This window comes from Acetobacter sp., from assembly GCF_047723915.1.
Taxonomy (GTDB): Bacteria; Pseudomonadota; Alphaproteobacteria; order Acetobacterales; family Acetobacteraceae; genus Acetobacter.
The window spans coordinates 1-18,954 of sequence record NZ_JBDOBQ010000012.1; the positions used below are offsets into that span (position 1 = coordinate 1).

13 protein-coding genes, 1 tRNA gene and 1 pseudogene are annotated in these 18,954 nt (G+C 62.7%); 9 read left to right on the plus strand and 6 right to left on the minus strand.

Translation table 11 applies throughout. From position 1 onward, the window contains the following. Window positions 1-677 (plus strand): enoyl-CoA hydratase/isomerase family protein (locus ABF990_RS08235; protein WP_415492473.1); only part of this gene is annotated, 677 nt, incomplete at its 5' end. A 152-nt stretch (window positions 678-829) separates the two neighbouring features. Here the strand turns inward: ABF990_RS08235 and ABF990_RS08240 are convergent. The 3 genes and pseudogenes from ABF990_RS08240 to ABF990_RS08250 form a co-directional block, all read right to left on the minus strand. Continuing rightward, window positions 830-1,459, minus strand: a complete 630-nt coding sequence (locus tag ABF990_RS08240; protein WP_415492472.1) for an acetate uptake transporter — start codon at window positions 1,457-1,459, stop codon at window positions 830-832. A 211-nt stretch (window positions 1,460-1,670) separates the two neighbouring features. Further along, window positions 1,671-3,974: an FUSC family protein gene (locus tag ABF990_RS08245; protein ID WP_415492471.1), complete on the minus strand. Its 2,304-nt coding sequence runs from the start codon at window positions 3,972-3,974 to the stop codon at window positions 1,671-1,673. A 237-nt stretch (window positions 3,975-4,211) separates the two neighbouring features. Further along, window positions 4,212-4,590 (minus strand): annotated as a pseudogene (locus ABF990_RS08250) (MarR family winged helix-turn-helix transcriptional regulator); the annotation flags it as partial. A gap of 341 nt (window positions 4,591-4,931) precedes the next feature. On the opposite strand from ABF990_RS08250, the gene ABF990_RS08255 reads away from it, so the two are divergent. Beyond that, complete coding sequence (locus ABF990_RS08255) at window positions 4,932-5,516, plus strand: histidine phosphatase family protein (protein ID WP_415492470.1); 585 nt, start codon at window positions 4,932-4,934, stop codon at window positions 5,514-5,516. A 166-nt stretch (window positions 5,517-5,682) separates the two neighbouring features. Here ABF990_RS08255 and bluB read toward each other — a convergent pair whose 3' ends face one another. From bluB to ABF990_RS08270, 3 genes are read right to left on the minus strand one after another with little or no spacing between them, the layout of a single operon-like run. Then, window positions 5,683-6,336, minus strand: a complete 654-nt coding sequence (gene bluB, locus ABF990_RS08260) for a 5,6-dimethylbenzimidazole synthase (RefSeq protein ID WP_415506541.1) — start codon at window positions 6,334-6,336, stop codon at window positions 5,683-5,685. Between the two features lie 55 nt (window positions 6,337-6,391). Next, the gene (locus ABF990_RS08265) at window positions 6,392-7,258 is read right to left on the minus strand and encodes an adenosylcobinamide-GDP ribazoletransferase (protein ID WP_415506542.1); all 867 of its coding nucleotides are present in this window, start codon (window positions 7,256-7,258) and stop codon (window positions 6,392-6,394) included. Further along, window positions 7,255-8,337: a nicotinate-nucleotide--dimethylbenzimidazole phosphoribosyltransferase gene (locus ABF990_RS08270; RefSeq protein WP_415500529.1), complete on the minus strand. Its 1,083-nt coding sequence runs from the start codon at window positions 8,335-8,337 to the stop codon at window positions 7,255-7,257. Before ABF990_RS08270 ends, ABF990_RS08265 begins: the two co-directional genes overlap by 4 nt. Window positions 8,338-8,476: 139 nt before the next feature. Here ABF990_RS08270 and cobU point away from each other — a divergent pair, with 139 nt between their 5' ends. The 7 genes from cobU (at window position 8,477) to ABF990_RS08305 (ending at window position 18,949) form a co-directional block, all read left to right on the plus strand. Continuing rightward, window positions 8,477-9,034: a bifunctional adenosylcobinamide kinase/adenosylcobinamide-phosphate guanylyltransferase gene (gene cobU / locus ABF990_RS08275; RefSeq protein ID WP_415500508.1), complete on the plus strand. Its 558-nt coding sequence runs from the start codon at window positions 8,477-8,479 to the stop codon at window positions 9,032-9,034. Window positions 9,035-9,420: 386 nt separating this feature from the next. Next, window positions 9,421-10,860, plus strand: a complete 1,440-nt coding sequence (locus tag ABF990_RS08280; RefSeq protein WP_415500509.1) for an NAD-dependent succinate-semialdehyde dehydrogenase — start codon at window positions 9,421-9,423, stop codon at window positions 10,858-10,860. A 427-nt stretch (window positions 10,861-11,287) separates the two neighbouring features. Then, window positions 11,288-11,363 (plus strand) — tRNA-Glu (locus ABF990_RS08285). Window positions 11,364-12,434: 1,071 nt separating this feature from the next. After that, complete coding sequence (locus tag ABF990_RS08290; protein WP_415500510.1) at window positions 12,435-14,780, plus strand: TonB-dependent receptor; 2,346 nt, start codon at window positions 12,435-12,437, stop codon at window positions 14,778-14,780. A 41-nt stretch (window positions 14,781-14,821) separates the two neighbouring features. Further along, on the plus strand, window positions 14,822-16,228 hold the full coding sequence (locus ABF990_RS08295) for a purine-cytosine permease family protein (protein ID WP_415500511.1): 1,407 nt from the start codon (window positions 14,822-14,824) through the stop codon (window positions 16,226-16,228). After that, window positions 16,215-17,483, plus strand: a complete 1,269-nt coding sequence (locus ABF990_RS08300; protein ID WP_415500512.1) for an MFS transporter — start codon at window positions 16,215-16,217, stop codon at window positions 17,481-17,483. Before ABF990_RS08295 ends, ABF990_RS08300 begins: the two co-directional genes overlap by 14 nt. After that, window positions 17,480-18,949, plus strand: a complete 1,470-nt coding sequence (locus ABF990_RS08305; protein ID WP_415500513.1) for an amidase — start codon at window positions 17,480-17,482, stop codon at window positions 18,947-18,949. The genes ABF990_RS08300 and ABF990_RS08305 overlap by 4 nt, the downstream gene beginning before the upstream one ends. Window positions 18,950-18,954 lie beyond the last annotated feature (5 nt).

An 18,954-nucleotide genomic window follows, 5' to 3' on the forward strand; every position in this document is an offset into this window, starting at 1 on the left:
GTGGGGGGGTGGGTATCGGCTGTCATGTCGGCTACCGTATCGTGACCGAGCGCTCCGTGCTGGCCATGCCCGAAACATCCATCGGGCTGGTGACGGATGCCGGCGGGTCGTGGCTGCTGTCCCGCGCGCCGGGGCATGAAGGGCTGCGCCTGGCCCTGACAGGCCAGCGCATGACCGGGCAGGATGCGGTGCGGCTGGGTCTGGCCGACCGTCTGGTGCCCGCGGATAGTCTGGACGCGGTGCGGGACAGTCTGGCGGTGGAGACGGCTGAGCAGGTGTTTGCCGCCCTGCCGACAGGCCCTGCGACTCTGACGGCAGAGGCCGGGCCGGGATACGCACTGGAGAGCTGCTACGCTGCGCCTGACCTGGCAGGTGCCATGGAGCGCCTGCGCGCCAGCCCGCTGGAGGCCGCCCGCCAGGATCTGGACGATCTGTCGCGGGCCTGCCCGTTTTCGCTCCATGCGACATGGCATGGCTGGCACCGGGCCCGACAGGCCCGCTCGCTGGAAGAGGCGTTCGAGATCGAACGCCGTCTGGTGCGGTGTGTGCTGGGGCGGGCGGATATTGTCGAGGGTGTGCGGGCGCGTCTGGTGGACCGTGACAATGCTCCGGCCTGGCAGCCCGCCAGCCTGGACGCCATTACCCGGACGGACCTGCGCGAGATCGCGTCTGCCTGATCTGTCACCAAAAAAGGGAGGGAGCCGTTGGGGCTCCCTCCCTGCCAGATAGCTTGACCGTGTTGCGCTCAATGGGCCCTTCGGCCCCCGTGTTCAGGTTACTCCAAAGCAATGCACCCGCCCGGCATGCGTACCGGGCGGGTGTTGCAGGGTCAGGCCGCGACAGGAACGGCAAAGGTCATGGGTGCGGGGCTTGCCCGCCCCACGGGCAGGACTTCATGGCCGAACTGCGCTTCCAGAATTTCGGCGGCGGCAAGGTAGACAGCCGACAGGCCGCAGAACAGCCCTTCATACCCGCCAATGACGGCCAGGGACGGAATGGCCATCAGGTCGGCCAGACCCAGCAGGGCGAACAGAACCGTCAGCGAGGCAAAAATAACCTGGTGCGCGCGTGTTGCCCGCAGGGTGCCGAAAAACATGATCAGCGTAAAAAGCCCCCACAGCAGCAGGTAGCTGCCCACCATGGCAGGCGTACTGGCGGCAACGATGCCCGTGGACGGCATGGCGATCAGCACCACAAGGGAAATCCAGAACGCGCCGTAGGAAATGAAGGCTGTCAGCCCGAACGTGTTCCCGGTGCCGAATTCCAGCATGCCCGCCAGAATCTGGGCCAGCCCGCCAAACACCAGACCCATGGCCAGAATGGCCGAGCCCATGGGCAGAAAGCCTGCGTTATGGAGGTTAAGCAGAATGGTGGTGAGCCCGAACGCGACAAGTCCCAGCGGGGCCGGATTAGCCTTGGGCCGGGACGGAACGAACTCGGTGGAGCCGATATGTGCCATGGTACGTCTTCTTAATAATTGTTTGTATGACAGTTATATAAGACATGAATGGCGTTTCGGTTCGCTAAAATCGGATTTAAGCCGGTAAAATAAATTTCACTGAAAATTCTTTTATAGTTATGGAACTTTCTTGTTCCTCCATAGCACGCCATTCGCCTTCCGGCTATGGCGCAGATGCTCTGGCAGGCGCTCGGTCGGTGTTTTTTCTGGCCTATCCAAGCCGCAGGCTTGGCTGTTCGGGCATGACCGACACGGCCTCGGCCGCGCGCCGTGCGTGGCCGGGGTGCTGGATGGGACCGTTGTGGTGGAAAAATCCGGGCACAGCCATAATGATGTTGGCCGCCTGTTCCAGGCATGACACCGTGCGTTCACGCGTAAGGGCCAGCCCTTCCTCCTCCTGCGGGATGGAACGAATGGCGAAGGACGCCTTGCGCAGCGTATCGGCGGTGGCGGCGGGGTCCTGGCGCAGGGTGGAAAAAGACGCCAGAGCCGCATCCAGTGTCCTGCGGGCCAGTGGGTCCAGGCTGGCATGGGTGGCGTTCCAGCGCAGCCGAACAATAAGCCTGCCAAGGGACAGGGCGGCAAAGGCGGCGTCCGTATAACCCTGCCGGTCCAGCCCTGTGGGGATAAAGGACAGGCGCATCATCAGCCGCGAAATTTTCTGGAGTTGCAGGCCCTCCCACGCCACCCACTGCATGGCGCGGTTATGGGGTGCGCGTGCCAGTTTCTGCACCCCGCGTGTGACCGAGGTGACAAGGCGCGCTGCGTCAAGCCGGTGGTCGGCAGGCAGGATCACGCGGAACACAAGGGCCAGCAGCGCGCAGGCGGCCAGCATGGTCATCCAGTTGTTGGTCAGTTCCAGGTCGTTATAGACGATGGGGTTGGTGACGGAGAGCATCATCAGAAAAAACACGACATACCCGAAGGCGGGCAGGCCCAGCCGGGGGTGGAACTGCAACCACACGCCGGGCAGAAGGAACACGCACAGGCTCAGCCACAGCAGCGGGTAGCCGTCTATGCGCGGCAGGGCGAGCGTGTGGCACAAAAAGCCCATGGGAACGGCAAGGGCGGTGCCCGCCGCCATCATGGGGCTGGCCTTGGCGGCGGAAGGCAGGGTGGCCAGCAGGCTGGACGCCGCCACAACATACAGGATCAGCAGCGGGCCGGTGCTCCAGTGGAAAACGTACCACAGCATACCCGCCAGCATGGCAATGGCCGCCCCGCGCGCACCATTGCGCAGGGCCATGGGCCATTCCAGGTAGGGCACGATGGCGGCGCGCGCCTTTTCGCGGCGCAGGCTGGTCAGGTTGTACAGGGCCAGGTCCATCTGCACCAGTGCATCACGCGTATTGTCCAAAGCCGCCAGCGTGGCCGGGGCCAGCGGGATTGCCGGGTCACGCCGGGTCAGTTGTTCCAGCGCCTTGAGCGCGTCATGCAGGCAGGCCGAAAGCGGGGCCGGGTTTTCAAGCCAGGTGGGGGGCTGGGTCAACTCCAGGATGCGGGCCAGCGTGTCGGCCATAAGGGCATGCACATCATGGGTTTCGTCCCCTGCTTCGGCCAGGGTCAGCCAGTAGGGATGGTAGCTGACAATCAGCCCTGTCAGGCGGCTGAGCCCCAGGCGCAGGTTGCCGATCCGGGCCAGCATGTCCGGGTCGTCGGCGGCGGCGTATTCGATGGCTGGAGCAAGACCCGCCATATAGGCCAGCAATTTCGCGCGGCTGTCGTAAACCGGCTGGGGCAGGCTGCGAAAGCTCGGGACCGGTTCGGCTTCTTCGCGTTCTTCCAGCAGTTGCAGAACGGCCTCTTCTCCCGTGGGGGCAAGGGAAGGGTGGCGTGTCGTTGTGCGCTCGCTTTCCGCGATATGGAAAATCCAGGCATGGCGGATCGTGTCGCGGAAGGCGTCACCCAGTTTGTTCAGCACCCCGCTTGGTTTGCGGGGCGATGTGGTCATGAATACGAACGCCGTCACCACAACCCCCACCACCACGGCGGACAGGCGGCTCATGGCCGAGAGAAAGATGTTTTCGGGTTCGGCAAAGGCAGGGGCTGCGATAATGACAATGGTATAGCCCACCAGCACCGCTGCGTAGGACCGGAAGAACCGCAGGAACGTGGCGACAGAGCAGGCAATGCCGACAAAAACCGACAGGGCGGCAAAATAAAGGACCGGCGCCTGCACGAAGGCCGCCATGACCCCCACGGCGATGGTGGCCCCGATAATGGTGCCCACCACGCGCCACAGGCTTTTGGACACCATGGCCCCCACCGTGGGGTTTGCCACGATCAGCACCGTGGTGGCAGCGCTCAGCGGGGACTGAAGCTGAAACATGAAGGCGCAGAACACGGCAATGCCAATGGCCAGGAACGTACGCCCGGTATAGGCCGCCGTGCGCAGAAAGGCCGCCCAGCTTGCGTCGTCCGCGAAGGGGGTTGCCGCCAGCACACGGGTCAGCCCGGCATGGAGCGCGGCCAGCCGGTGGGGGTGTGGGGGGTAGGGCTCAGTTTGGGTGGACATTGCGGGCCTGGGGGGTGTGCGGCTGCGGGGCATGGGCCGTGGTGGTTTTTCCGCCGGGGCCCGGTCCGGCGGGGGGTGTGCCGTTCTGAACCTGATCGTGCTGGATCTGGTCGTTCTGACTTTGGTCGCTCTGGGACTGGTCGTACTGGGATTGAGCGTTATGGGACACCAGCAGCGTGGTCAGCCCCTCTATCAGGTGCCCGATGGTCCCGGCGTTCAGGCTTTCGCAGCTTTCACGCTCCAGCTCGGCGGCGATGCGGTGGAACAGCGCGCAGCGGGCGTGCCCGGCCGGGGTCAGCATCAGTCTTTTGGCCCGGCGGTCCTGCCGGTCGGGCTGGCGGGACACAAAGCCCTGTTTCTGCAAAAGGTCGAGAACGCGCACCAGGGCCGAACAGTCCACGTTCATGGCGGCGGCCAGTTCGCTCTGGGTAGCGCCTTCGGGCAGCATGGTCAGGTAGGCAAGTGGGCGCATGAGGGCGAGTGTCATGTCATGCGGGCGCAGCGCCCGGTCCAGGCGTGTGCGCCATAACGTTGCCAGCCGCGCGACGCGCAATGTCAGCGCCATACCGGGAAAGCGGGTTTCATCCAACGCGGGGGATACGCGCAGATCAGTCATGACTGTCTCTTTTGTTAGTACGAATATATTTGATATGGCAAATTTATACAAAGATACTAGCATGCTGGGCATTGGGGTCAATCATGCCCGACCTCACGGAATGGAAACCGCACCGGTTCCTGACGGGTTCCGGCCTGCGTGGGCCCTGTAAGCCGGTGTTGCGCGCAGGCTGGCCCTGTGGCTGAACGGCATTGCCTGTCTGTTTCGTGCATGCCCAAGGGGGCCGGGGCTGCAGGGCGGCGGCCACGGTCGCGCAAGGGTGAGCGGTTATGTCACGCAATGGGTTGCGCTGGCCGTGCGGGGCTGGTTGGCTGGTTCCGACGCAACGATAAAGGTGGGGCATGCGGCAATTTCCGGTAATGCTGGTCAGGCACGCGGCTGTTCTGGTGCCTGAAGGGGTCTGCTACGGCCGGACCGATGTCGCCCTGCGACCGGGGTGGGAGGCCATTGCCTCCGGTCTGTCGGTGCTGGCAAAGGGCGTTCTGTGCCGTGTCCTGTACACGTCACCAGCGCAGCGCTGCCGCGATATGGCGCGGTTTGTCGCCCATGCCACGGGTATGGAAGTCAGGGTCGATCCGCGTCTTGCGGAACTGGATTTCGGTATGTGGGAGGGGCGGAAATGGCAGGATATAGACCGCGCCGCGCTGGATGCCTGGGCGGCCGATCCCGCGGGTTTTGCGCCGCCCGGGGGCGAAAGCGGGCAGGCGCTGCACCAGCGCGCGCTGGCCTTCTGGCAGGACATCCACAAGGCCGGGCATAACGCCTTTGTGCTGTCGCATGGCGGGCCGTTGCGCATTCTGGCGGCCCTTGCCCACGGGCGGGAGCCGCACCTGCTCGCCCCCTCCATGCCGCAGGGGTTTGCGCGTGTCATCATGGTGCCGCACCATCAGGCGGCACTCCCCGAATACGCGCACGAGTCGCCCTGATGTTTGCGATGGTTGCGGCCGCGACAGGCCCGGTGCGGTCGTGTTCTCCTGCGGCCCTAAATTCCGCAGCCCGAACGGTTTGGGAAGTTCAGGCGGGATCGAGGGCGCGGCAGGGTGGTGGTGTCAGCGCTGGTTCAGCCCCGTGCCGTAGCTAGCGGGCGCGATGTCAGCGGTGCAGCCAGCGGCGTCTGGCCGGGTTGCGCCGTTCCCAGCCCCGGCGCTCAAGCTCCGGCGTGTCCGACGGTTCCGCCGGGTAGCCCACGCACAGATAGGCCAGAAACTGCCAGTGCGGATTGATGCTGAGCGTGCTGATCGCCTCGTGCGGGTCAAGAATGGAGACCCAGCCGACACCGATCCCCCGCGCGGTTGCCGCCAGCCAAAGGGTATGAATGGCCATGACGGCGGACCATGTTGTGGTCTGCGGCATGGTGGAACGGCCCAGACCCCGGCCCTGTTCGGGATTGGTGTCGCAGAATACGGCAATATGGTGCGGCGCATCATCCAGCCCTGCAAGCTTGAGCGTTGCGTAACGCTGGGCGTCCTCGCCGCTGCGGCCTTCCAGCGCAAGGGCGTTGCAGTGCAGGAAGTTACGCCGGATCGCCGCGCGGCGGTGCGGATTGTCCACCCGCACAAAGCGCCATGGTTCGCTCAACCCCACGGAGGGCGCCATGCAGGCCGTGCGCAAAAGGTGGTCCAGCACCGGTTCGGGCAGCGGTTCGGTATGGAAATGGCGCACGTCCCGCCGCCAGACAAAAAGCTGGTCCAGCTCTTCCTGTAACTGGGGGGGGAACGGGGCGGGACAATGGGCAGGGGCGGTCATGGCCGTATCATGCTGGCAAGTGCGTCCATCGGCAAGGGATTGGGTCACATCGGGCTTACGCGGCCAGTGCGGCAAAGGTTGCCAGAACCAGGCATTCCACAATTACGACGCAGGCACCCAGTACATCGCCCGTATAGCCGCCCAGCAGGCGGCGTGCGGTGCCCGCCGCAACCACTACCCCCAAGCAGGCGGCGGCAGGGGGCAGGAGGGCAAGGCCCAGGGTTACAGGGTGCGGACCGCCGCTCTCGCCCCCGTGGTGTTCCCACAGGGTCATGAGCCCGAATGTCAGCACGCATGTGCCGCCCAGGGCTCCGGCAAGGGGCGCGCTCGGCAGGGGGGCAAGGGCGTGGGCCAGGCCGTTCGTCCGGGCGGGGGGCAGGTGGGCTGGCAGGACCAGCATGCCGGCACGGCTCAGCAACCCTGCCACGGCACAGGCGATCACACCTGCCCAGCCAGTGTGGGCGGCCAGGGCCGCCAGGGCTGCGGCGCGTATGCCAAAGGCCAGAACCAGCGCAATGGTGCCAAAGCTGCCCAGATGGCTGTCCCGCATGATGTCCAGCCTGCGTTCGCGTGTGCTCCCTCCTGCGGCATCGGCCAGATCCGCCAGACCGTCTTCATGCAGGGCGCCTGTCAGCAGGGTTTGCGCGGCCAGCGCCATGCAGGCCGCGACCAGAGGCGGCACATGCACCAGTCGCAAAAGCTCCAGAACGCCGCCGGTTACAGTACCCAGCGCCCCCCCGATCAGCGGCCAGCACCAGATGGAGCGCCCCAGCGGCCATGGTAGCGGCGTCTGCCTGCCCGCGCTCGCCCTGTAACGGGGGGGCAGAAGGCGTTCCACCGGCAGGCGTGTCAGCAGTCCCAGCCCGCAGGCAAGGTGCAGACGCAGCAGCGCCATGGTGTGACGGGCGGAGCGGCGGGTCATGTCCTGTGGGTTACCGCGGCCTGTTCGAATGTGGCCATGCCGGTGTGGCAGGCAAGGGCTGCCCGCAGTACCGAGACGGCAAGAGCCGCCCCCGAGCCTTCCCCCAGGCGCAGGCCAAGGCCCAGCAGGGGGTCAAGCCCCAGGAAATCCGCCAGCCTGCGGGTCTGTCCGGTTTGGGTCGCGCAATGCGACAGGCAGGTATGGGCCAGTCCGCCATCGGGGTGTCCGGGGCTGGTGCCCGCCATAAGGGCCAGCGGGGCGGCGGCGGCCATACAGACAAACCCGTCCAGAAGAACGGGAATGTTCCGGTGCCGCGCGGCCAGTGTCGCACCCAGCAGGGCAGCCAGTTCATACCCGCCCAGTCGCCGCGCGGCCTCCAGCGGGTCGGGCCGGTGCCGGGCCGATTCTGGTTCCAGCCCGGGTTCCAGTTCCAGTGCGGGGCCATGCAGTGCCAGGGCGGCGTCTATCATCCGGGCCTTGTGCGCCAGTCCGGCATTATCCAGCCCGGTGCCCCGTCCCGCCCAGCACTGACCCGGCGTGCCGGTTCCGGTTTCCGGCGGGCTTAATGCGGCGGCCAGGGCGGAGGCCGCCGTGGTGTTGCCAATCCCCATTTCGCCCAGGCAGAGCAGGTCGCATTGGGTCGGCACAGTGTCGAAACCCGTGGCCACGGCGGCCAGAAACGCCGCCTCGGTCATGGCGGGCCGGGTGGTGAAATCCGCCGTGGGGTCCAGTGCGTTGACGGGGACCGCATCCAGCGTGGCCCCCACGCTGCGGGCGATCTGGTTGATGGCGGCCCCGCCATGGCTGAAGGTGGCGAGCATCTGCGCCGTGACTTCGGGCGGCCAGGGCGACACGCCCCGTGCCGCAACCCCGTGATTGCCGGCAAAAATGAGTACATGCACGTGGTCCAGCCGGGGGGTGGGCCGCCTTTGCCACCCGCCCAGCCAGCGTGTCAGACCTTCCAGCCGGCCCAGACTGCCTGCGGGTTTGCACAATGTGGCCTCCCGCGCGGCAATGGCGTTCTGTGCGTTTCTGTCCGCCTGGGGCAGGGCTGAGCAAAGGGCGCGCAATGCCTGCATGGACGTTGGGGGCGCGGGCAAAGGCCGTGGGGCAGTTTCGGGCACGGGCGGGGCTGTGGCTTTTATAAAGGGCGGCATGGGGGCTAGTTTTGTGCTTTTATCGACCGCCATGCAACGGAAATGAAAGCGCACGAAAATCATGGGCATGACGCCTCTTTCCCCGACCGATACGGGCCTGCGGGGTACGGTCCTTGTGCTGGGAGGCGCGCGTTCGGGCAAAAGTCGCCTGTCCGAGGCCATGCTGACAGCCCTGCCCGCGCCCTGGGTGTATCTGGCCACCGGCCGCGCCTGGGACGAGGAAATGCACGAACGCATTCTGCGCCACAGGGCCGAACGCGGGTCGACCGGCTGGCTGACGGTGGAAGAACCGCTGGATGTGCAGACCGTGCTCAACCGGCATGCCCAGACCCCCGTGCTGCTGGACTGCCTGACATTGTGGCTGTCCAACCTGCTGCTGGAAGAGCGTGACGTGCAGGGCGCAACGACGGCGTTCATGGCCGGTCTGGCCGCGCGACAGGCCCCGACCGTTCTGGTTGCCAACGAGGTGGGGCTGGGCATCGTGCCAGAAAACAGTCTGGCCCGCCGTTTCCGTGACGAGGCGGGCCGACTGCACCAGCGGATTGCGCAGGAGGTCTCCCGGGTTATGTTTGTGGCAGCAGGGCTGCCGCTTACGCTCAAGGACGATGGGGTGGACTAAGGGCGTGTCGTAAAAATCAGCCAGACAGGTCTGACGGCGTTTTCGCTATGGGGAATGCCCGCTCATGCTGCCGCGACAGATTTCCGCTGGCCGCGTTATCAGACTCATGATCCCGACCGGGTTCATGTTGCCCAAAAGACAGCCCATGGCGTGCCGCGCGGCCCGGTTTGTGGCCATGTTCAGCGTTGCTTTTGCGTCCTCGCCTTTACGCTTTCGTCGCTTCTGTGCAAGTCTGCCGGCCATGAAACCACGGCGCGCGGGATAATCGGGGCCTTGAGCGCGGGTTCGGGCAGCCCATTTATAGCCCGGACAGGCTGATGGGTGCGGTCCCTGAGCCATGCGTCTGCCGGGATGCTAGATGAGAGAAACAGATGTCGGACCATGCAGTGAACACGCAACTTCTGATCGGTGGCCAGTGGCGGAATGCGGCTGACGGCCGGACCCTTGCCGTGCTGGACCCCGCAACGGCGGAACCCATCGGCCATGTCGCCCATGCGGGCAAGACCGACCTGGACGATGTCGTCGCCGGTGCCGCTACCGGCTTTGCGGCCTGGCGGGCGCTGACCGCATGGGACCGTTTTGTGATCATGCGCAAGGCCGCCAACCTGCTGCGCGAACGCGCCGAACAGATCGGCCGGATCATGAGCCGCGAACAGGGCAAGCCGCTGGCCCAGTCCGTGATGGAAATCAACGGTGCTGCCGGGATCATCGAATATTTTGGTGAAGAAGGCCGTCGCCTGAATGACGAGCTTATTCCCGCCCGCGTGCCCAATGTCGAACAGCGCGTGCTGCGCCGTCCGGTTGGTGTCGTGGCCGCCTTTACGCCCTGGAACTTCCCCGTCAACCAGATTGCCCGCAAACTGGGTGCGGCCCTTGGGGCAGGTTGCGCGGTTATTGTCAAAGCCCCGGAAGATACCCCGGCATCCCCCGCCGAACTGATCCGCTGTTTCTGCGATGCGGGTATTCCCGCCGGTGCCGTGTCACTCGTTTATGGTGAACCGGCTGAAATTTCCGAATACCTGATCGCCCATCCCGTGGTGCGCAAGATTTCCTTTACCGGCTCTACCCCGGTGGGCAAGCATCTGGCGGCGCTGGCGGGCGCGCAGATGAAGCCGGTCACGATGGAACTGGGCGGTCATGGCCCGGTTATTGTCTGCCCCGACGCCGATCTGGACCTGGCGGCCGAACGTCTGGTTGCGGCCAAGTTCCGTAATGCGGGCCAGGTCTGTATTGCCCCCACACGGTTCCTGGTGCACCGCGACGTGGCGCCCGCATTCGTCGACAAATTCAAGGCCCAGATGAGCGCGATCAAGGTCGGCAACGGCCTGCAGGACGGCGTGACCATGGGCCCGGTGGTGAATGAGCGCCGCCTCAAGGCACTGACCGAACTGGTGGATGACGCACGGCAGAAAGGGGCCGATATCTGGCAGCCCGAGATTGCCATGCCCAACAAGGGCTTTTTCTTCCCGCCCACGCTGGTGCGTAAGCCCACGCTGGACATGCGCCTGCTGAACGAGGAACCCTTCGGCCCCATCGCCATCATGGACGAATATTCCGAACTGGAAAGCGCTGTGCGCGAAGCCAACCGGCTTCCCTACGGTCTGGCGGCCTATGTGTACACCCGTGACGAGCGGACCGAACGTCTGCTGGGCGAGGCGCTGGAAGCGGGCATGGTGGCCGTCAACCACCACGGTCTTGGTGCGCCTGAAGTGCCGTTCGGCGGCATGAAGGATTCCGGCTACGGCACGGAAGGTGGCCCCGACGCCCTGCGCGCCCATACCATCATCCGTCTGGTCAGCAGCGAACACGCCCGCCCCGAATTCTGACCGGGCGGGTCAGGGTGCCCATAACTGCGGCTTGATCCGCGCGCGGGGAGAACGGGCACCCTCCCCCGCGCGGCTGTGATGTCCTGCGGAGATAATTCTCCGTCCCTCCCCTCCTGCCATATGGCATTGCCATATCGTATGGCGCGCCCCGCAGGGCTGGGGTCCAAGGGAAGGGGCGCTGGCAACAGGAGTTACGATCTGCCGGGGCAGAACGCTTTTCCTGCTCCTGCATATCCTGCCGGAGCAGGCCCGAACGCAGGGCCCGGTAGCTCCAGGTTCCGTGTTCGCGGCATTGGCCGCGGTATTCCCCGGCTATTGTGACTGGCGGACCCGGAGTGCGGCAGTGCTTCCCTATGAATTTCCATGCCGGGTGAAAGCACTTGTGTCGGGCGCGATTTTCTCGTAGGTAGCGCTCACGTCCATGCCTGTCCCATTCGTCTAGAGGCCTAGGACGCCGCCCTCTCACGGCGGCAACACGGGTTCGAATCCCGTATGGGACACCATTGATTTTCCAAGATATTCTCCATTTTCTGGACAGATGTTTCTGGCCCAGCTGGAGTGCCATATCTCAAAATCATCAGCGATGCTCACAAGCTAAGATGGATCGAATATCCGGCAAACGCGTCGGGTCGGTGGCAAGCCAACTGGCGACCCGATCAAGCGACTCTGAGCCATAGCGAACCATGATGCCCCGGAGCACTTGAAATAGTGCGCGGCCGCCCATGATCGCCTGGCTCGCGGGCAGGTTTTGGCCGATGACCAGCACATCTGGCTAGGTCGCCCAACCGTCGAACGGATTCGACGTTGGCATAATGAAAACGCTGCACAGGTCAGTTCAGACTGATCATGGATATCGGATAGTGCCGCAATAGGGCAGGTTCCATCTATCCGGTGTGACGTGTCTCTTCCTCATGATTCTCCTGCCTTTGATCCGGCTGATGTTTGCGGCTTCTGGAAATATGGCGCATCGCCTGCCTCATCTTCTCTTTTTGATCTGTGGCGTGGAAGGGGGCAGATGAGATCAAAAACCAGTTATTCGTGTTCTTGCATTACGTGGGCTGTGATCTTTCGTGTGTGAATTTTACATATTTTCACCAGCAACACTTATTAGTTACGAACTCGAATTAAAAATATGGTGCGCATGGGCTCCATCCGTGGGAACCTGATTTATTCGGAATGAAGTCGGAACAATGTGGGGGTGATGCGCCAGCGCCGTCTGGCTACCGGACAAGGGTATTTGTCGTGTGATGGCGACATGCTGGAAGGGACTGGGGAGCGGGAGTTGCAAAGAAGGAAGGCTCTCACCGACACCAGTGCGATACCAACACGCGCCCGCGTCAACGTGATTGCAGTCGAGCTATTTCGGAATAGTAACATAACTTTTTGTGGCAAGAAAAAGCACGCTTTTGACAGATGTTCCGTGCGAGAAAAGAATATTACGTTTCGTTAAAGAAATGGAATGGCGACGGCCCCCTAGCTATTGGAAAGGGCAGGGCAGAATGATTTTTTCACTGTTTCGGCGTCCACTGTCCGGTTCGGGTTCACAGCGGACATGTGAACGGCTTTTTTGTGGCTTGATTCTGTGTTCGACCGCATCCTGGGTGGCGCCGGCCGCCTTTGGCGCGACCCCGGTTGCTACCGATACGTCCGGTGCGTCCAAAGCGGGGCGTCCGGCTGCTGTAGCGCCAGCCAGGGCGGCAAAGCGTGCGGCGGCACCCAGAAGTATCAATGCTGGCGCAGCAGAGGAAATGCGCGTGCGTGGCCGCCGTGAAACGCATGCCGCCCAGACCATCGTGACGATGAAGACCTTTGCCAACGCGGTACCGGGCACCAGCGTCATGAAGGCGCTGGAACAGGTGCCCGGTGTCATGTTCGCAACGGACGACGCGCAGGGGCTGGATCCGTCGGGCACGCAGTTGATGATGCACGGGTTCGACCAGACCCAGATCGGTTTCACGCTTGATGGCGTGCCCCTGGGCGAGACGGGATACCGCAATTACAACGGTCTGAACGTCTACCAGGCCGCGTCATCGGAGAATATTGCGCAGGTCGAGGTGTCGCAGGCGGCGGGTGCCTTGTCCATGCCCAGTACCAACAGCCTGGGCGGCGGGATTGAAATCCGCACCCGCGATCCGTCGCACAAGGCTGGGGGATATATCTCCCAGACGTTCGGCAGCTATAATATGTACCATACCTTTATCCGTGCCGACAGCGGCGACCTGACGCCATCGGGCACGCGGTTCTTTGTCTCTTATATGCGCAATGACGGCGACAAATGGAAAGGATATGGCGACCAGTTCGTGCAGCAGGTTAACGCCAAGCTTCTGCAGCCGATCGGTGAAAGCAGCAATATTTCCATCTTCTTCGACTGGTCCAACCTGGCGCAATATGCCTATCAGGCTGAATCGCTGGAGATGATCAACAAGCTTGGCTCGCGGGTAGATTACTATTATCCCGATTACCATTCGGCCTATCTGGCGGCGCAGGGCATATATTCTCACCATGAAAATCTTGTTAGCGATGCCAAGGACGTTTCGTGGTATACCGGCACCACAACCGAGACCGATTACCTGGGTGGCTTGAACCTGCATTTGCAGATGACGGATAACCTGCGCTGGAACACGGTTATTTACGGTCATGGTGAACAGTCCGCGACTGAATGGTCCGACCCCTATCTTGCGTCTCCCGGCACTGGGGCGCCCTTGTCGGAAATTGTCAAAATGCCGCAGATCGAGCGTTTTGGCCTGACCAGCAATGTCGAATACGATATCAGCAAACATCATATGCGGGCCGGCATATGGTATGAGAACAATAAATATATCAGCAACATGTATGGCTACGACGATCCCGTATGGGCGCCGGGCGTGCAGCCGGACCCTTATCGGAGCTGGAAAAACCCCTTCGCGGAACTATGGGGGCAGACCTACAATACAAATACGTTTGTCGGGTTTATCGAGGATTCCTGGCGTCCGGTGGACTCTCTTATCCTGCACGCCGGTTTCAAATCCATGATGAGCACCACGCGCGTGTCCGCAACGGCCAATACGCCGTCCTATACCGGTACGGACCAGATCGCGGGTGGTGTGGGGCTTACGGCGGAAGACGCTTTTTTACCCCATTTCAGCGCGGAATGGCATTTCCTGACCTATAACAGTCTGTTCTTCGATGTTTCCAAGAACATGCGCAGCTATCCTCAGAGCGGGTACCATCTGGCGGCATCTCCATTTGCGGTATCCCAGACGGCGTTCGACAATGCCCGCAGTTCCATCAAGCCTGAAAAAGACTGGGTGTATTCGGTAGGCTGGCGTTTCAATCACCCGATTGTTTCGGCATCGGTCATCGGGTATCACGTGGATTTTTCGAACCGCTTGCAGGCCAGTGTTACGGGGTCGTCAATCAATCCGGTCACGACGGTCATGAACGTAGGTGGCGTTACCATGAACGGGGTGGATGCCGGGGTGACGGTGCGGCCGCTCAAAGGATTGAGCATTTTCAATTCCATAAGCTATAATCATTCAACGTATGACAGTAACCTGAACGAGGTCGGGACAGTTTATCCGATCAAGGGCAAAAAGGTTATCGATTATCCGCAGCTTATGTACAAAGCTAGTGCGATGTATGAATTCCGTCATGCCACGGTGCATCTGGATGCCAATTATATCGGTCGTCGTCCGCTCAGCTACCTGAACGATACATGGGTGCCGGGATACTGGCTGGCAACGCTGGGCGCCAAATACGACTTCGGCGATCTGTGGCATCTCAAGGGCTTGACCGCATCATTCAATGTCAACAACCTGTTCAACACGACTTATGTTTCCATGATGGGTGGCCAGGGAGGCAGCCCGATGGAGGGAGATTACCAGACCCTGCTGATGGGAGCGCCGCGTATGTTCTTTGGAACCATCAGTTCCAATTTCTGAGCGGGGATGACCATGCGTGGTCCACAGGGACGGGCGGTAGTATGAACAGTTCGCAGGCAACCGGGCAGCCAGACCAAGCAGGTCTTGCACACTCAGAAGAACTGGTCGAGCATTACGGCATACAGCCGATCCCTCTTGCGGACAGGGGCTCCACGTTTGGGGCTGTTGCTGTCATTTTCTTCAATATCTGCCTCAACCCCGGCGCCATCATGCGCGCCGGACTTTCCGTCTGCGCGGGGCTGCCGTATCTGTGGGCGGTGGGCGTGCAGGTGTCTGGCACATTGAGCGCTGCCATATTCTGCATTATTCTCGCACGCATCGGGTGTGACTACGGTATTCCGGGGCAGGTTGCGACCCGTTCCGCGTTCGGGGTCATGGGGGCGCGTTATTTCTGTTCCCTGACGCGCGTTCTGGCCTCGATCTATAATTTTGCATTCCAGAACCTGGTGGGGTGTCTGTCCATACAGGAATTTGTGCGGCTTACGACCGGTCATGCCATATCCCTTACCTTTTTTGCGCTACTGTTCGGTTTTGCGCAGGCTCTTGTAGGTATTTTCGGGTTTAGGGTTCTCAAGACCCTGTCGGGCGTGGCAACGCCTATCAAGGTTGGGATCATATTTTTTCTGATTACCCGGCTGCCCGTGGGGTCGTTGTCCCTGACCGCCGAGCCCGTGACGGGGACGGTGGTCTGGCCGTCATGGCTGCTGATCGCCACCTGGGTGGATGTGTATGCCAGCGTCTGGATGACCCTGGCGCCGGATGCGGCCGATTTTACACGACACATGAAAAGCCGGCGTGGACTGTACCTGACCATGACAGGTGCCATTGTCGCCGGTAGTCTGCTGGCTTCCGCCTTTGGTGCGCTAGGCCCGGCACTGACCGCCGGGCGGGACGCCAACGTGCTGAGCGTTGTCATGGATGGCGGTGCGGGGTTTCAGACAAACTGCCTTGTCATTCTGCTGGTCGTTTTCGATAACTGGACGATCAATGCGCTCAATGTGTACACGTCGGGGCTGTCGGTCTGTAACCTGCTGCCGCGTATCAGCCGGTTGTACGCGACCATTCTTGTCGCCATTCTGGGGCTCACGCTTTCCATGCTGGGCAATGCCCTTTCCAATCTGGTGCAGTTCCACGCCTGGATCGGCACGATTTTCGCGCCGGTGACCGGGGTTCTGATCGCGGATTACCTGGTTGTGCGGCGGCAGAAGCTGGATGTGCCGGCTCTGTACACGCGGAACGGGCGGTATTGGTATAGCGCGGGGTTCAATCTCAGGGCGGTTGCAGCGGTTGGTGTCGGGGTTGTGGTGTTTCGTGTCCTGCCTGAAAGCACCCTGCGCCCGCTGGCCTGCTTTTTTATTGTCGCCCTGTGCTATCTGGCGCTCTGCCTGACAGGCCGCGGTGGAGCAGGACAGCATGGTCTTGCCGGAGGCATGCATGCACCACGATGATGCAAGGCTTTTTCGCGCCATCAACAGGCGTATTCTGCCACCGCTTTTTGCAGCCTATCTGCTCAATTCCATCGATCGGGCAAATATCTCTTTCGCATCGTTGCGTATCCTGCACCACTATCACCTCAGCGGGGCGGATTTCGGCTGGATCGGCGGCATGTTCTTCATAGGGTACGTGCTGTTCCAGGTTCCGGCCTCGGCTCTTGCTCTCCGTATCGGCCTGCGTCCGTTTCTGGGGGGTATTATGGTGGCGTGGGGTCTGTTTTCGGCCCTCATGTGCTGTGTTGACAGCAAATTCGGTTTTTATGCCTGCCGCTTCCTGCTTGGCGTGTGCGAAGCGGGGTTCGCGCCGTGCTGCTTTCATTATCTTGCGTGCTGGTACCCGCCGCACCGCATTACCCGGGCCCTGACATTTCAGCAGATTTCCGCTCCTCTGGCCGCTGTGATCGGGGGGCCGCTCTCTGGCGCGATCATGTCTGGCATGGACGGCGTCATGGGGCAGGAAGGCTGGCGGTGGATGTTCGCGCTTGAAGGGCTGCCCGCTATCGTGCTCGGGGCCGTTGTCATGGCAACCCTGCCCGAAAGCCCCGACACGGCCCGGTGGCTCACCCCTGAACAGCGGCATGCATTGGCGACACATCATGGCGCAACCGTCGCGCAGGCGGCACAGGTGTCGGTGCGTTCGCTCGTTCTGCCGGCGTTGTTTTATTTCAGTCTCATAACCGGCATGTATGCGCTCAATCTGTGGCTTCCGCTGATTATAACGGCGCATGGCGGTGTTGGGCTTATGGCTACTGGCTGGCTTTATGCCGTGCCTTACGCGTTCAGCATGGGGGCGATGGTGCTGTTCACCTATTCTCATGAACGTGTGCGCTGCGCCATGTGGGGTCTCATGGCCGCCCTGGCCCTTGCCTGCTCGACACGGGCCGGCATGGGGCTTGCCGGGCAGATTGCCAGCCTGGCCTGCGGTATGGCCGCGCTGTATGTAGCATACACCATGTTCTGGACGGCTACGATCAACCATGGCCGGTCCCGCGTGGGGGCCGTGGCGTTTGCCGGTGTCAATGCTTTCGGGTTGCTTGGCGGTGTTACGGGGCCGGTTATTGTCGGTCAACTCAAGGACATGACGGGCACGACCGGCCCAGGCCTGCGTGCGATTGCCCTGATACTTGCTGTAGCCGCCATGGCCTATGCCCTGTTCCGCCCCGGAGCGCGCGGGGCCAATCTTGCCACACAGGAGCCTTCTCCCCCATGACCGATGCTTTATGGCGCTGGAGTGCCACCAGGCTTGCCGCTGCCATTCGTGCCCGTGACGTGTCCTGCGTGGAGGTCATGACCTCGGTTCTGGAACGGGTGCGGGCGGTCAACCCACAGATCAACGCGCTGCCCGAAGTGTTGGAGGAGGCATCGCTGCTGGCGGCGCGCCGGGCGGATGACGCCGTTCTTTCAGGTATCGACCTGCCGCCGCTCCATGGGGTGCCGTTAAGCGTCAAACTCAATATCGACCAGCAGGGTTGTGCGACCTCCAATGGGGCTGTCGCCCTGAAAGACCGGATTGCGCGTGACGATGCACCGGTCGTGGCCCTGTTGCGGCGCGCTGGCGCCATTCCGTTTGCGCGGGCCAATGTGGCTGAATTCTCGATGCGCTGGGACAGCGACTGCGCCCTGCACGGGCGTGTCTCCAACCCCTGGAACGCGGCCTATACCGCTGGCGGGTCCAGCAGTGGATCTGCGGCGGCTGTCGCGTGCGGGTTGGGCCCGGCCAGTATCGGCAATGACAATGGCGGTTCGATCCGTTACCCCGCCCTGGCGTGCGGCGTGGTGGGCGTGCGGCCGACACCGGGTCTTGTACCGTTCTTCAACGCCACGGATAGCGCCGAACGCGGCATGATCGGGCAGATGACCAACGTTAACGGTCCGATCACGCGCGAGGTGGAGGATGCGCGGCTGATTCTGGGCGCTATCATGCGCGAAACGCCTGATGACCCGCTCGGTATTCCCGTCGGTCTGGCCCCGTCGGTTCCACCCGCCCATACGCCGGTGGCGCTCTTTACGGGCGACGGAACGGGCTTTGCCCCCGCGCCAAGGGTGCGGGCTGCCCTGCTGGCCGCCGCCCGCACCCTCCAGGACGCTGGGTATGTGGTGGAGGAGGCAACGCCCCCCGCATTTGAGGAAGCAGCAGATCTGTGGTGCAACCTGACCTACGACGACAGGAACCGGGGCGGGTTCGACATGCTGGTGCAGGCGGGCAGTCCCGCTGTCAGGACGCTTGTGGGGTTCATCCAGCAGCGCTTTCCCCCGCGTGAGGCGGCGGCGGCTCTTGCGGGGTTTGAGCGCAGGCTTGGCCTGCTGCGGGCGTGGCGGCGCTTTTTGGCCCGTTGGCCGCTGCTTCTCATGCCTGTGTCCTGGGACGATCCCATCCGCCCGGATGCGGATATTGTCTCTGCCGACGGGCTGATGACCCTTGTCCGGGCACAAAGCCCTTTGCTGGCAACATCGCTTCTGGGGCTGCCCAGTGTTGCGGTTCCCGTAGTCCCAATGCCCGAACAGGGGATGGTTGCATCCCGCATGGCGCCGTTCGTTACGGACGGGTTACCGGCGGGAGTGCAGCTTGTGTCCTGGCGTTACCGTGAAACCTGCTGCCTGGACGCGGCGGCCCATATCCGTGCACCGGTCCGCTTTCCCTTTGCCGACCCGCTCCCGGCAATGCAGCCCCGCTGAGATGC